This window comes from Vibrio pelagius (genome assembly GCF_024347575.1).
GTDB lineage: Bacteria > Pseudomonadota > Gammaproteobacteria > Enterobacterales > Vibrionaceae > Vibrio > Vibrio pelagius.
This window is the reverse complement of the sequence record NZ_AP025504.1, coordinates 693,416-708,453: the sequence shown is the minus strand read 5'-3', so window position 1 is coordinate 708,453 and position 15,038 is coordinate 693,416. Positions and strand designations below refer to the sequence as shown.

Here is a 15,038-nt window from a genome sequence, read left to right as displayed (position 1 = left end):
AGGGCTTAAGATTAATTAAGGCACGTCATAATAAATGCTTACTGAAAATCGCATGAATCGGAAATAAAACTAAAATATTCTGAGCGCCGTATTTTATGTTGTGGGTCCAATTATGCTGTTATCTCTTCCTCCTGCCATTATGCTTTCATTAGCCATCGTTCTTGAAGTGATCGCCACTTCACTGTTGCCTAAAACCAATCAATTTACCTCAATACCAACTTCAATCGCCGTGCTGGTTGGTTACGGTTGTGCTTTCTATCTTCTATCACTTACTGTTCAAACTATGTCACTTGGCGTCGCATACGCAATTTGGTGTGGCGCAGGCATCGTACTCGTCGCAGCCCTATCTTGGCTGGTTTATGGGCAAAAACTCGATATCTACGCAGTCATCGGCATCGCTTTGATTCTGACAGGTGTCGTGATCATCAACTTGTTTTCTAGTTCGGTGAGTCATTAGAGGGCTCATGGGGTGTGACCCATTCTAGGTTGGTAAGTGATCGAAAATAGCGGAGAAAAACTCGATAGGAGGGCAGTTTTCTCGATCTCAGCGTTCTAAGGTGGTCGATATTTATATTTCATGAACTAAGATCTCGTTGTGACGTTTTTTTCTATTCACACGGGTAAGAACCAACAAGAAATCTCTGACAGAGAAATCGCAAAATACTTTGCAAACAAGTAATATAACTTTAATGAGTTATTAATAAATTAACAGCGTTAGCCTGGACCCTAATAGGGGCTTTTGCCGAGGAGAATATACTCTAGCAAGTGAGCGCTAAATGTATTTTCTTGCGCAAATGATGTGCCTATCCTGTCACACTTCAATATTGGTTGAACCCTAAATGAAACTGAATATCAGACAGTCAACGAGTTCTCTTCGGTTGGTTTACTTTGCCCCAATTGTGTTGGTGATGTGTACCGTTGTGATACTTACATTTTTGAGCGTTAAAGATACGTTACGTTCATTGGGCGATGGCTATGCTGAAAACTATCACCGGATCGTGTTGAATGTCTCAATAGAGAATAAATCTGCTCTAGTTGCGCCACAGCAGTGTGGTTTTTTACAGCAAGTTCTCCGTTATGAGCGGGAGATATTAGAGATGCAAATTGTCTCTAATAATCAGATTGTTTGCTCATCTTTGGGGGAAGTGGGAACCAGAGAAATTGTCGATATTGAATCGCTTAGCCAGACCCCTCAGGTGTTTCAGCTTGCATCGTTGCCAAGATCGAAAAAGGATTTATCAGTTGCAGTAATAAACAGGAGAGTTCTAAACGAGCAAGAGTATTACGCAGTATCTCTCATAGATTTAGATTTCATGCGTGCGAGCTTAGGTTATCGAACCGACGACAGAATCAGTTCAGCAGCGCTCTTTATAGGCAAAGACTCAGCGCCTTCAGACATCCCACGTGCCTCTGGGTGGTTTACTTATACTGCTGAAACGGGCATCCCTCAACATCAAATCCAAGTAGTTGCTAGCGACGTTCTGATATTAAACAAAACTTGGTTCTACTTTTTAGCTGCGATTCCTGGAACTTTGGTCGTGTATATTGCTTTCTACTTTATTCGCCGGCATTTTATTCGGAACCAGGGTTTTGATAATGAAGTGAAACAAGCGATTCGCCGTAAAGAGTTTATATTGCACTACCAACCTCAAATTGATTGTAAAACAGGTGAGTTATCAGGTGTTGAAGCGTTAGTTCGTTGGAGGCATCCTGAACGTGGTCTGATCTACCCAGATGTCTTTATTCCTGCTTTAGAAGAGTTTAACTTGATCAATCAACTGACGGATCTTGTTGTCGAAAGAGCCATCAGCGACTTCTCACCTTATTCTTTTCCTCATGCCTTTCATTTAGGAATTAACTTCCCACCTGGTTACTTTGCTTCTTCAGATAAGCAGAAGTTCCTCATTGAACAAGCTGATTTATTGAGAGCTCGTGGGATTCACTTAGGTTTAGAAATTACGGAGCGCCAGCTAATCGATAACCGAGCAAAATCCGCTATCGAGTATTTACGACAGCATGGCTTAGAGATACTGATAGACGATTTCGGAACAGGACAAACCTCTCTTGCAATGCTTGAAACGACTCCGATTGATTACCTTAAAATTGATAAGTGCTTTGTTGATAGCATTGGTTCCCAAAGTGTTACAGCACCCGTCTTGGATGCCATTATCTCAATGGCAAAGGGCCTTGATTTGAAATTAGTTGCTGAGGGAGTAGAGGAACAAAGTCAAGCAGACTATCTTGTCTCTCGAGGGGTCGCTATTCATCAAGGCTACTTATACAGCAAGCCTGTGCCGTTTGAGTCACTCTCACTTCCTGCTGAGTCATGACGGCTGGCCCTCTTCTGCGGTGATTCTACTTTTATCGCTTACAACGATGATGATTTGAATTTGCAGGATTTGATCCTGCATCTGCGATTGGTTTTTGGTAAAGAAAACGTCAATACTTTGCTCATCAACACGAAACTGATTCAAATTATTTTCTAGCGAATAAAGGGAGTTTGTTATGACTAAGCAAACCAAACTTTTTACAAGTATCGCCTCAGCACTTGCGCTTACAGCCAGCGTGTCTGCTTGGGCTTTGGAAGACCAAGATTTTAGTTCAATGCAAATGCAAGGTGTTGAGCAAGTTGAAGTGAAAGTGGATTTAGAGGGCGCAGCACAGCGACTATCTCAAGCGGTTCAGTTCCCGACGATTTCAAATCAAGACCGCAGTGATTTTGATGAAGAAGCATTTAAAAACTATCACGACTTCTTAGTTGAATCCTACCCTCTGGTACATAAAACACTAAAGCGTGAACTGGTGGGTGACCCGCGCCCTTATAGCTTGATTTACACATGGGAAGGTAAAGATCCATCACTGGCTCCTGCTGTGTTTATGGCTCACCAAGATGTGGTACCAATTGCCGAAGAGTCGCGAGATCAATGGGAAGTCGAGCCGTTTTCTGGTGAGATTAAGGATGGCTATATCTGGGGGCGTGGTTCTCTAGATGACAAAAATCAAATTCACGCCATCTTAGAAGCCACTGAAATGAAAATAAAAGAAGGCTTCCAACCGGAGCGTACAATTTTATTTGTGTTTGGTCACGATGAAGAAGTTGGTGGTCCAGAAGGTGCAAAACACGCAGCGGATATTGTCGAGCAGCGTTACGACAAAATTGCCTTTGTGATTGATGAGTCTGCGCCATTAGTACCCGGTATATTCCCTGGTATCCGCGAAAATACCGCGTTGATTGGAATAGCCCAAAAAGGGTTCGTGAGCTTAGAGATCGCAATTAATGGTATTGGCGGTCACTCTTCACAACCTGCCGGTGAGTCGAACATTGTTGCGTTAGCAAAAGCAGTAGAAAAAGTGGAAGCGGCTCAGTTCCCATACAAGATTCACGATGCGGTTCGCTACCAGTACCGCTTTATGGGACCAGAGCTACCTGAAGAACAACAGCCAATGTACAAAGCGGTGGCTTATGGAAAGAACGATTCAATCAGCGATTTAGAGCAGAAGTTTATTGATGTGATGTCGCAAAACCAAGTGACTCGCGCCATGCTGCACACAACGACTGCCGTTACTATGTTCAACGCTGGTATTAAAGATAATGTACTGCCTCCAGCAGCTACCGCGGTGGTTAACTTCCGACCTATGCCAGGTGATACACCTGAAGTAATTATTGAACATGTGAAAAAAGCCATCGGCGATGAGCGTATAACAGTAAGAGATATTTCAGCATCAACACCTGCAACCAATGTGGCTGATCCAAACGGTGAAGGGTACAAAATGCTTGAGAAAACCATTCGCCAAACTTGGGGTAATGATCTGATTGTATCGCCATTCTTTGTTATCGGTGGCTCAGACTCTAAGCACTTCCAAGCGCGTGATTTTGCGCCGGATGTGTACACCATTACTGCGCTACAGTTGGAAAATGTGAAAGAATTTGAAGGCTTTCATGGCGTGAACGAGCGTATTCTGGTTGACGAGTATGGTCGCTCAATCGGATTCTTCTACAAGTTGATGGATAACTTAGAAAACCTTTAATCGCAACTGCAATGACCGTGGCGCCACGCACTGCGGTCATCGAATCTACTTGGTGTGACTGAGATACTCTATCTAATTTGGGGCACAAACGAATGAAAAACATATTACTAATGTTGGTGCTACTCGCACCCTTGGTTGATGCAGCAGAAAATTTGTCATGGGATTCTCTTCGCCCGCAGAACACGCAACAACAAAGCTTATCGCCAAGTGATAAAGCATTGGTTACAGAAATTTATGTGTACGAGGTGGCTCAGCAAAGCCGCAGACTCAGCCCAATGGAGCACGATGGTTACATCAAGCGCATTGAACTGGCAGAGAAAAGAGGCTTAAACGTCAGACAGGCACTCGATGAGCTGGTAAGTGGTAAGCGTTACGCCAATGCTATTATTTCAGACTTGGAAGTGAACGACATGAAGCTAGGTGGCTTTTTAGTGCCATTAGAGATGGAAGGTTTGGTTGGTACACAATTTATTTTGGTCCCGACGACGGGCGCATGTATCCATACACCTCCCCCCCCTGCTAACCAAACCATCTTGGTTAATTTCCCAGAAGGGTATCAGATGCAAAGTCTTTATACGCCAGTCTGGGTTGCAGGAGATATCAAGGCAGGAGGCGTATCCGCGTCTGTCGCGCTATCGGATGGTAACCAAGATGTCGAGATTGGTTATGTTATCGATGCCTCAAACATTATGGCTTATTAGGTTCGCTAACAGACACTACCGATTGGGTTCGAGTTTTAATAATGTCTGATATAGAAAACCAAATTATCAAGGCCACTGAACAGCTTATTAACATCACCTCTTGAGCCGAAGGTTTCGAGTATAGCACTGATTCAAATAAGTAAGAGATCGCTGGAATTACTGAGAGCATACAGACCGTCAGTACAGGCTTAGTGACCTCCATTCCTTTCTGAAGCAAGAAAAATGGAAGTACAAATCCAAATACAGAAAGCCCAAGCACCTCGAGTAGGTTCATTTCTCCACTAAGGCTATCGCCCGTTGATAAGACAACGCCCAGCGCGACAATACCAGATAATAGAAAGCGAAATGCCAAGATCTCATCAATAGACAGGTCACCCATAAACTTAGCGTTCGATTTTAATGAAATTAGTGCGGCACCGATTCCAGCAAATGCCGCCAAAACTAACCCCACTAACAACGCTACATTCATCACATTGGCCTTAAGGGCAAACAGCAGAGTGAGTAACACTATTGTGGAAGCTTGCGCTAACCTACCGAAACTCTCACGAGTAAACACAGATACTGCGACAACGGCCACTGCCGACTCAAATAAAGCGGCACTGGAAGCTGGAATATAGATCAAAGCCAAATGAAAGGAGAAGAATGCTAGCAAGGTATATACATTCATCTTCGTCAATGAGACTACTTTTTCTTTATTGAGATTTAGGTTTCTCGTAACCATAAGTTTGAACAGAAAAAATATCGAGCACAAGAAAAAGGAGGCCGCAGAGAAAATCATGATCTCTCCACTACTAAACTGAAAACTAACACGAGACAAAGCGAATGCCTGCAATGTCACCGAGGCCAAAATAAACACAAAGCCCAACATGTCTAATCCCTTATGTTAATTAAATAATACATAATACACAAAAACACGTTTTCAATGACGAAGTCAAAAATGGTAAGTGCAACTAAATGTAACGAGATAGTGATGTTATTTTTCCAAGCGATTAACATTCTGTCTAAACGTGAGGGTGGTCAAACTATATTCAATCTACCCACCATATAGAGACTTGGAGATTACCGAAATAGTCGATATTTTGTTTAGTCATTAATCTGTAACGCGAACTGCAAAAAACTGAAACCTGATTGAAGTAATTTTCACTTTTATTTCAATTAGGTGAAGCCATGTTACCCCCTCTACGCGCCCTTGTAGCATTCGAAGCAGTTGCCCGCCTTGGTTCAATTGGTGCGGCGGCGCGCGAGCTGTGTGTTACCCAAGCGGCGGTAAGCCAGCAACTCAAAAGCCTAGAGACCTTTTTCGATACCACACTGTTTGAACGTAGCTCAAAGGGCGTACGTTTAACCTCGGCTGCGCAACAGTATCAACCGATTGTTTCGGGATCACTTGCTCACCTAAAGCTGCAAACACAAATCCTATTTGGCGAGAAAGAGACAGACGTGTTGAGCCTGCGCGTTAATCACACCTTCTGCCATAACTGGTTACTGCCACGGCTCGCCTCTTTCTATCAAAAATACCCCTTTATTCGTTTGGATATTCAGCTGGTGGACTGGCCATCGACCACGCCTTGTCAGAATGTAGATATCGAACTGACTAACGGCAAAGTCGAGAGCGAAGACACGCATTTTGAACGACTCTTCCAAGAGCATTGGCAATTGGTTTGCAGCCCAGATTTTAAAGAGCGCTACCAACAGCAGCTCGATGCTCGTGACTTTGCTTCATTGCCAACAGTGCAAGTGAAAGGTTATCGAGAGAACTGGTTGCAGTGGCTTAGCCATAATCAGTTTGAGATGTCACTGCCGCAAGTTCAGCTAGAAATTAGTAACTCACTGCATGCGTTAGAGGCGGTTAAGCAGGGCGTTGGTGTGCTGCTGGTGAGGTCGTTGGCGGTGACTGAACTGCTTAAGAAAGGGGAGGTGGTGCTCGCGAGTGACGCCTTTATGCCTGCTGAATCTGCCCACTACCTGATTACCAAACATAGCCGAAGTGCCAAGGTGAATTTCTTCTGTGATTGGCTCTATCACCAAATTGAAAGTGCAGAGCCTGAGTAAAGGTTTTCTTATGAGTGGCCATAAAAAAAATGAGGGGCGCTCTTACTAACCTGTCACATAAAACGCTTAGCTTAAGCACATACAAACAAGGATGAGGTCACCATGAGTGCTTTCTCACAACACATGATAAATCGACTGAAAGTGCTGCTGTTTACCGCGCCACTGTTAGTTCCACTGTTTACTTTTTGGTTAGTGCCGTTTGGCTACTCCATTTATATCAGCTTCACCGACTGGGATTACATTTCGCCAGATTACGACTTTGTCGGGCTTGAAAATTACCAATACATGGTGGAAGACTTTGAGTTTCTGCAAGCGGCGATGAACACCTTCTGGTTTTCACTTGGTGTCGTCGTGCCAACCATTCTATTAGGTCTTGTGTTTGCCATGTTGCTGCACAAAAACTTCAAGGGCAGCCAATTCTATCGAGCGGTGATTTTCTCACCATGGATCACGCCAACGGTCGCGGTGTCGATAGTTTGGTCTTGGGTATTTGAGACTAAATCTGGCCTAGCGAACAACCTGTTACAGGCGATGGGCTTTAACGCGATCCCTTGGTTAGAGAGCGGAAATACTGCGCTAGTTGCGGTGATTATTGTCACGGTATGGCAGGCAATCGGCTGGACGATGCTGTTCTACATTAGCGCGCTCAACAAGATCCCTGAATCGCTTTATGAAGCGTCTTTGATTGATGGTTGTAGCAGCCTGACGCGCTTTTTAAAAATCACCTTACCGCTTATCTCGCCAACCACGTTCTTCTTGGTGGTGGTCAACATTATCACGGCGATGCAGGCGTTCGATCAGTTCCAGATCCTAACCCAAGGCGGGCCGGGCGGAGAGACACGCACCTTGCTTTACCTATTCTATCAGCAAGCGTTTGAGCGCTATGAGATGGGACCAGCTGCAGCGACTTCCTTGGTGATCTTCCTCATCACTGGCCTGCTCGCACTGCTTAATACCTATATGGGTAAACGCTGGGTGTATTACTAAACCGGATTTGAAAAGGACAACATCATGACCACGCAAACATTAGATGCGAATCCGGTGATTCGCACAACCAGACCACTAAAAGGCAGCAGTGCGAGAGCGCAGCGTTCTTCAGTGGCGGTGAAAACAGAAAAACAACCATCGAGCACAGCATCGGCAACTCGAGTTAATGTGCAGTCTCTGGCTGCATTGAGTAAGCACCTGTTCTTGATGGTGTGCGGCACCATCATGGTATTCCCATTCTTGTGGATGCTATCGGGCTCGCTGAAAAGCAATGATGAAATCTTTGCGAACCCATTAGATCTTATCCCTTCGCAGTTCCGTTGGGAGACATTCATTGAGACTTTCCAGAGCGCGCCCTTTGGCTTGTATATCTTCAATAGCTTTAGTGTGGCTCTGTTCACTACGCTATTGGTGATCATCAACTCGGCGATGTTTGCTTACGCCCTGACTCAGCTGAAGTTTCGTTCGAAAACCTTGCTCTATTTTGTGGTGATGGGGTGTTACATGTTACCGGGTGCTGTGACCTACATTCCTTCTTACATCACGTTGGCAAAGCTAGGGCTTTTGGATTCTCACATGGGTTTGATCGCGTCTAACGCAGCCTCGGTATTTGGTGTGTTCTACCTGCGCCAAGTGTTTATCAAGGTACATCCATCCTTGGTTGAAGCGGCGCGTATTGATGGCGCTGGCGAGCTCAAAATTCTTTGGGCGATAGTGCTACCCCAGTGCCGAGCGGCAGTGGCAACACTATTCCTTATCACCTTTATCACTAACTACAACAGTTACATGTGGCCGAGTCTGGTTATCACTACTCAGGAGTTAAACCTGATTGCGACCGGGATTCGTCACTACTTTATCGCTGAAGGTAACTACGGTTTGAACTGGTCGCAGATCATGGCGGCGAGCACCATTGCTGTAATGCCTTTGTTGATTCTATTCGTCATCTGTCAAAAGACGATTCTTTCAGGTATCGCCGATAACGGCGTAAAAGAGTAAACGGAAATGAAACTAAAAACTCTCGCACTAGTGTGTGCTGGCGCAGCAAGCGCTTCTATGTTCTCTAGTAGTGTTCTTGCAGCAACAGAGGTTAACTTCTGGTATTCCGGTGGTACTAAGCCTCAACAAATGATGACTAAGCTTATTGAAGAGTTCAACGCGAGCCAAGATGAGTATGTTGTTAAGCCAGCTCTACAGGGTAACTACACGGAAACCTACCAAAAGCTGCAAGCAGGTTTGGCGTCTCGAACGGCTCCTGAACTGGTTCTTCTTGATTCTGGTCGTGCAGAAGCGATGCACGGACGTGGATTGAGCCGTGACCTAACGCCATTCATGGATGAAGAGTTTAACTTCTCTGACTTTATCGGTGCATTCAAAGATCAAGTGACAGCAGACGATGGCACTGTGATTGGTTTGCCGGCTTACGGTACCACTCAGGTGTTCTACTACAACAAGCAAGTGCTGGCTGAGCACGGCTTTACTGAGCAAGACCTAGCAACTTGGCAAGGTGTAGCAAAAGTCGCTGAGAAAGTGACGCAGCGTGACGATAAAGGCAACACCACTTTCTATGGTTGGGAGCCGATGTGGGGTCAAGACAACATGATCGATGCGGCATTCTCTAATGGGGCCAAGATCATCAGTGATGACGGTAAGAAAGTGCTGATCGACTCTCCAGAGTGGGTTGAGGTATGGGACAGCTTCCGTCAATGGATTCACGATGATCAGATCATGCGTATTCACTACGGTGGTCAGGGCTGGGAATACTGGTACAAGACTATCGATGACGTGATGAAAGACAACGCGCTTGGCTACACCGGTTCATCGGGTGACCAAGGTGACTTGGACTTCACTAAGCTTGCAGCGACCACTCAACCGGGTTGGGGCAATCACCCATCAGCGCCACAAGCGGGTGCGCTGGTTTACGTGATGCCAAAGGGCACAGATGACAAAGCGGCACAGGGTGCGTTTGAGTTTGTTGAGTTCTACACCAATGCCAAGAACACAGCAGCTTGGTCAATGTTCACAGGTTACATCCCAGTACGTAACAGTGTATCTGAGGTGCCAGAGTACCAAGCGTTCACCAAGGACAACCCACAAGCTTTGATTCCTTTGAAGCAGGCGAACACGGCGACGAAAGACTTCCTTGACCCCACCAACGGCAAGATCATGGATGCTCTGAAAGTCGCGGCGGATCAAATCCAAATTCAGAACGTGCCAGCAGAAAAAGCGCTAAAACAAGCGGCGAAAAAGGCGCAACGTGCGTTAGATCGAGCGAATCGTTCATAACGTCGGGCTCAAGATACACCGAATCTAAAACAGTAGCCCATCAATGTGGTGGGCTATCATCTCATCGCTCTTTGTGATGTTTAATGTAGAGCAACTTGGTGAAAGCAATGAACCAATTTCAAGGTGAACTCTCTTTTGGCAGAGTGCGAATTCCCTTTCATGTCCCTGCGGACGTTGATGCAGTTAAGATTACCGGAACAACGGTAACCAAAGGCTTCTTATACGCTGCCGCTTACGATGCCAATCAAAACTTTCGTGGCAAGGTCCTGTTTGAAAAAGACCATAAGTCTCTAGTGATTCAACGACAGGCATCAGGTTTAGGTGCGATTGACGGCCCACTAGAATCCGGTGAGTGGTTTGTCGAGCTGTACAATCTTGAAGGTGAGTTTCGTCGTGAGCGAGCGATGCAATATCACGTCGATATCGCCTTTCCTGAATCATCGAACGGTGAAGAACTGGATCTTCAATCGGTAGTGACACTGTCACACCAGATCGAATTTGATTACAGCCAGATGCTGAGTGCACAGTCGCGTTGGTATCGTGGCGATCTTCATGCTCACACTCAGCTTTCCGATGGACACAACACGCTAAGTGCCGCGAAAGAGATTGTTGAGTCGCAAGGCTTAGATTTTTTCTTTATTACCGAACACAATATATGCCAGCCGAAACTGCCACTTTCAAAGCAGTGCCTGTTTCTGCCTGCATTAGAAGTCACAACCGATCTTGGGCATTTCAATGTTCATGGTCCAAGTCATTCTTTGGATCTAACAGAGGTTGAACATACGAGTCGAGCCACTATGGAGGCGGGACTACAGCTTGCCAAAAGTGGACACAGTTCCATTGGCATTAATCACCCGATGATGAAGCCGTGGCATTGGCACTACGATGAAGTACTGTTGAGCCAAGTCTCAACCTTTGAAGTGTGTTGTGACCCAACTTGGTCAACGTCACCGAAAGCGACCGAAGATGCCTTGATGGTACTTAGTGAGATGTGGAACTGCGGTCAGCGTATTACCGCGATTGGTGGCAGTGATTCACACCTAGAACCTCACGAACGCAACCCAAAAGCGACCGAGCCTTCCATTTACGGCGACCCTTCAACCTTCGTGTATAGCCACGGCTTGAGTGGAGAAGGGATCTTGGCAGGTCTGCGTAATGGACAAGTGTACCTAGAGCGCCGTTGCGGTCTGAAATTCGACATTAACCTTGGCGATCTGCTGCCTGGTGAAGACAGCAAAGGTCAAGCTCTGACCTATCGATTATCTGTTCGCGACACGGAACATGACTATTACGCAGAGTGCGTGGTCGATGGAAAAGTGGTCGAAAGAATCGATCTCACGGATGAAAAGCAAAGTCTTTGCGTTGAAGCGGGCTATCACTGGTGTCGTATTGATATTCGACGCGGTTCATCTTCTCAATACGACTCAGCATCGCAACAAAACGGTGAGTTTGAAGGCTGCATTAATGCCGTCTTTGATGGCACTCAACCACAATTTAACCAACCTCTTGTCGACACTTGGGGTGAACTTATGGAGCGAGTAAATAGTGATGAAGTTTAAAGCACTATTGTTTGATAAAGACGGCACCCTATTGGAATTCCACAAGATGTGGCTCAATGTTTCTCGTGGTGCAAGTGAGCAAGTAAAAGCCTTCAGTGATAACCATCAAGGTAATCAAACTGTCACGGTTACTGAGTTACTCTTGGCTATCGGAGTTGAGGGCGATGTGGTTGATAACTATGGACTATTAGCTTCTAACCCAGTTGAAGATACCGCGATCGCATGGTTCAAAATGCTAGAACCTTCGGTATCTCTGACTGAGTTTACTCAAGTCACCAAGGCGGCTTTCAATAACCAAGTGGAAGAGAATCCAGAGTGGGTTGAAGCACTGCCGGGTGTAACGGAAAAGCTGACCTCGCTTAAGCAGCAAGGTATGTATTTGGGCGTGGCAACGGCTGACACCAAAGACTCTACGGTTTATACGTTAGAGCAATCGGGCCTGAGCGAATTGTTTGATTACGTCGGCTACTCTGATGGCGATATTGAGCCTAAGCCAGCGCCTGCATTGTTGAATGCGTTCTGCGAGCAGTGTGGTATCGAGCCGCATGAAGTGATCATGTTTGGTGACACGGTATCGGACATGGAATTTGGTCGAAATGCTGGTGCTAAGAACGTGGGTGTACTCACTGGCACGGCAAATCACGCCGAATTAGAGCCAATGGCTGACTTGGTGATTCATTCGGTTGCCAACTTCGACCCTCTAGAATTTAACGAATTGATTTAAGGACTGGTTATGGCAGAAGTAACCTTAAGAGGCGTTGAGAAGACCTACCCAAACGGCTTTAAAGCAGTACATGGTGTCGATCTCAATATTCAAGAAGGCGAGTTTATGGTGTTTGTCGGGCCGTCTGGCTGTGCCAAGTCCACCACACTGCGCATGATCGCTGGGCTAGAAGATATCTCAGAAGGCGATGTTTATATCGGGGATAAGCGCGTGAATGATCTTCCCCCTAAAGATCGTGGTATCTCGATGGTGTTCCAAAACTACGCGCTTTACCCGCACATGTCGGTCTACGAAAACATGGCTTTTGGATTAAAGCAGCAAAAGTTGCCAAAGCACGAGATCGACGAGCGTATTTCAGAGGCGGCAAAAACGCTGGATATTGAGCACCTATTGAATAACAAGCCGGGTGAGATGTCGGGTGGCCAGCGTCAACGTGTGGCGTTGGGTCGTGCCATGGTGCGTAAGCCGGATGTGTTTTTGTTCGACGAACCTCTCTCTAATCTGGATGCCAAACTGCGAGTTTCTACGCGAGTGAGCATTGCTCAGCTGCACGATAATCTAAAGCAGGAAGGTCAAAACGCCACTATGATCTACGTGACTCACGATCAGGTGGAAGCGATGACTTTGGGCGACCGCATCTGTGTGTTGAATCAAGGTGAGATCATGCAGGTTGATACGCCAATGAATCTCTATCATCACCCAGCAAACAAGTTTGTGGCCGGTTTCATTGGCTCGCCAGCGATGAACATCATCAAAGCTCGTATTGATGAGATAGATGGCGTGATGAATGTACTGTCGGAGAGCGGTGTACGTTGGGAGCTGCCTCAAGATAAACAAGCCGTTGCGCGTGCCAAACTGGGTGAGTGGGTTTGGTTTGGCGTTCGTCCTGAACACATCAGCCTTGCGAATCACGACGCGCCGCTGTTTGAGGTAAATACTCAAAACCATCGCTTGGGTGTGGTGGAGTCTATGGGTAACGAGCTGTATCTCTACTTCCAACTCGGCCACGACAAAATGGTGGCAAGGGTGCCTTTTGATGCCGACCGAACGGCGGAAAGCGGACAAGAGATAATGCTTCATTTCAATACCTCGCAATGTCACCTATTTGATCTAGAGACCGAACAGACTCTCGTTTCTCAATGCTGAATAAACCAAGGCTACAGAGCTAAAGTCACCAAATCGTGAAGAGAAACAAATCCCTATTCGTTAACAAAGCGAATGGGGATTTTTTGTAGGGTGGGAGCAAAATGGCCCAGAGATGTGATTTATATTAAAAACTGCTATGCTAATTTGCTTATATTGTTGTGATGATGTGCGGTTTAGTGCATTTTTATTGGTTTAATGAAAAAATGGACGCGAGAGAAGGAAGATAGCAAACAACATGTCATGTTTAATAAGGGCGGTATGATATGGCTTTCTATCCTATTTAAGGAAAAGTATGGATAATTTCCCGTTAGACATCAGAACTCTAAGTATAATTTTCATTATATTCTCACTTATCTTCAGTATCGGCTTGTTATTATTCCAGTCAGCTCAGAAAAAAGTCCGGGGGCTTTCCCTTTTTTCATCATCCATGTTTGTGATTGGTATCGGTACTATACTTTTAAGTCTGAGAGGCTTTATCTCGGATTTTATGAGTATTATTGTTGCAAACTTAACCATCGTTTATGGTTTTCATTTGATATTACGTAGTCTGACTGTTTTTCGCCGCCATTCAAGTCAGATTGTTCAATATAGCCGCATTGCACTGTTTTTCGTTTTAGTCGGTTTTGTTCAATTTACTTATTATGAACCGTCTATTCAAAATCGTATTATTATTCTGAGTCTCTATTTAGCATTCGTAACCGCAAGCTCAGCGATGGTGATACTGAATGGTAAAAAGAATGATCTTTCGTTGGCAGTCAATATGATGGCGTTGCCTTTTGCTGTTTATAGCGTTTTTATGACTTTTCGAGCAATGAAAACGTATTTTTCGCTGAACGAGACGAATAACCTTATTAGTGCGAACTACTTAAATGAATATACGTATGTTTTTAGTATAATTCTTATTGTGTCTATGTCCTTCTCAATGCTTTGGATGATAAATGCGAGGCTCGTACATTCACTTCAATGCCTTTCACAACAAGACCCACTGACGGGATTAAAGAATCGTCGAGCTCTGGAACAGGAAGTAAGGAAACATCAAGCAGAAGTGATTTATAAGCCGGGTTGTATTGTCATACTGGATATCGATAACTTCAAACAAGTGAATGATCAGTTTGGACATCTTGTAGGTGACGATGCGATCAAAGCTCTAGCGACAACGGTATTGAGGTTAGTTGATTTACCCAATACGGTCTTCCGGCTTGGAGGAGATGAAATTCTAATCTGGCTGCCGAATTCGAACTTAGAACGATCCGCTGCGCTTTCAGAAAAGTTGCGCTCGGAGATTCAGATGATTAAATTCGAGCACCAACCATCTCTGAAAATTACGTCAAGTTTTGGCATCAGCTTACTATTAGAAAATGAAAAGTGGAAAGACTGCGTCGCTCGTACGGATAGAGCTCTTTATCAAGCAAAGCTAAAAGGACGAAATACAATTGTGATTGAACAGCCAGATAGCAATCACTCGATACCAACAGAAGCGCTAAGTAACTAGGCGAAAAGTCAGTTCAATGGAGCCTGGCATTGTGTAGATTTTGATTTGTAATAGTGTTTCGTGAT

Annotated in this window: 13 protein-coding genes; 12 read left to right on the top strand and 1 reads right to left on the bottom strand. The window is 45.2% G+C overall.

Translation table 11 applies throughout. The features are described 5' to 3' along the window. The first annotated feature begins 112 nt into the window (after nt 1-112). The 4 genes from vsple_RS17365 to vsple_RS17350 all read left to right on the top strand — a co-directional run bounded on the left by vsple_RS17365 (nt 113) and on the right by vsple_RS17350 (nt 4,730). Nucleotides 113-457, top strand: a complete 345-nt coding sequence (locus vsple_RS17365; protein ID WP_261883187.1) for a DMT family transporter — start codon at nt 113-115, stop codon at nt 455-457. Nucleotides 458-839: 382 nt separating this feature from the next. Continuing rightward, nucleotides 840-2,330 carry an EAL domain-containing protein gene (locus vsple_RS17360; RefSeq protein WP_261883186.1) on the top strand — a complete coding sequence of 497 codons (1,491 nt, stop codon included), beginning with the start codon at nt 840-842 and terminating at the stop codon, nt 2,328-2,330. A 175-nt stretch (nt 2,331-2,505) separates the two neighbouring features. Then, on the top strand, nt 2,506-4,029 hold the full coding sequence (locus tag vsple_RS17355) for a M20 family peptidase (protein WP_261883185.1): 1,524 nt from the start codon (nt 2,506-2,508) through the stop codon (nt 4,027-4,029). Between the two features lie 92 nt (nt 4,030-4,121). Further along, nucleotides 4,122-4,730 carry a DUF3299 domain-containing protein gene (locus vsple_RS17350; protein ID WP_261883184.1) on the top strand — a complete coding sequence of 203 codons (609 nt, stop codon included), beginning with the start codon at nt 4,122-4,124 and terminating at the stop codon, nt 4,728-4,730. Here the strand turns inward: vsple_RS17350 and vsple_RS17345 are convergent. Further along, complete coding sequence (locus vsple_RS17345; protein WP_338116320.1) at nt 4,717-5,397, bottom strand: EamA family transporter; 681 nt, start codon at nt 5,395-5,397, stop codon at nt 4,717-4,719. The genes vsple_RS17350 and vsple_RS17345 overlap by 14 nt on opposite strands. Nucleotides 5,398-5,897: 500 nt before the next feature. Here vsple_RS17345 and vsple_RS17340 point away from each other — a divergent pair, with 500 nt between their 5' ends. The 8 genes from vsple_RS17340 to vsple_RS17305 all read left to right on the top strand — a co-directional run bounded on the left by vsple_RS17340 (nt 5,898) and on the right by vsple_RS17305 (nt 14,973). After that, nucleotides 5,898-6,782 (top strand): LysR substrate-binding domain-containing protein, encoded by an 885-nt coding sequence (locus tag vsple_RS17340; protein ID WP_261883182.1) that lies wholly within the window; start codon nt 5,898-5,900, stop codon nt 6,780-6,782. 102 nt (nt 6,783-6,884) lie between these two features. Next, nucleotides 6,885-7,769: a carbohydrate ABC transporter permease gene (locus vsple_RS17335; RefSeq protein ID WP_261883181.1), complete on the top strand. Its 885-nt coding sequence runs from the start codon at nt 6,885-6,887 to the stop codon at nt 7,767-7,769. Between the two features lie 24 nt (nt 7,770-7,793). After that, the gene (locus vsple_RS17330; RefSeq protein WP_255232405.1) at nt 7,794-8,765 is read left to right on the top strand and encodes a carbohydrate ABC transporter permease; all 972 of its coding nucleotides are present in this window, start codon (nt 7,794-7,796) and stop codon (nt 8,763-8,765) included. A 6-nt stretch (nt 8,766-8,771) separates the two neighbouring features. Then, nucleotides 8,772-10,052 (top strand): extracellular solute-binding protein, encoded by a 1,281-nt coding sequence (locus tag vsple_RS17325; RefSeq protein WP_261883180.1) that lies wholly within the window; start codon nt 8,772-8,774, stop codon nt 10,050-10,052. A gap of 107 nt (nt 10,053-10,159) precedes the next feature. After that, entirely contained in the window at nt 10,160-11,611 is a 1,452-nt protein-coding gene (locus vsple_RS17320) for a CehA/McbA family metallohydrolase (protein ID WP_261883179.1), read from the top strand. After that, entirely contained in the window at nt 11,601-12,335 is a 735-nt protein-coding gene (locus tag vsple_RS17315) for an HAD family hydrolase (RefSeq protein WP_261884005.1), read from the top strand. Before vsple_RS17320 ends, vsple_RS17315 begins: the two co-directional genes overlap by 11 nt. A gap of 9 nt (nt 12,336-12,344) precedes the next feature. Continuing rightward, nucleotides 12,345-13,481, top strand: a complete 1,137-nt coding sequence (locus vsple_RS17310; protein WP_261883178.1) for an ABC transporter ATP-binding protein — start codon at nt 12,345-12,347, stop codon at nt 13,479-13,481. Nucleotides 13,482-13,773: 292 nt separating this feature from the next. Next, complete coding sequence (locus vsple_RS17305) at nt 13,774-14,973, top strand: GGDEF domain-containing protein (RefSeq protein WP_261883177.1); 1,200 nt, start codon at nt 13,774-13,776, stop codon at nt 14,971-14,973. The last annotated feature ends 65 nt before the right edge of the window (nt 14,974-15,038 follow it).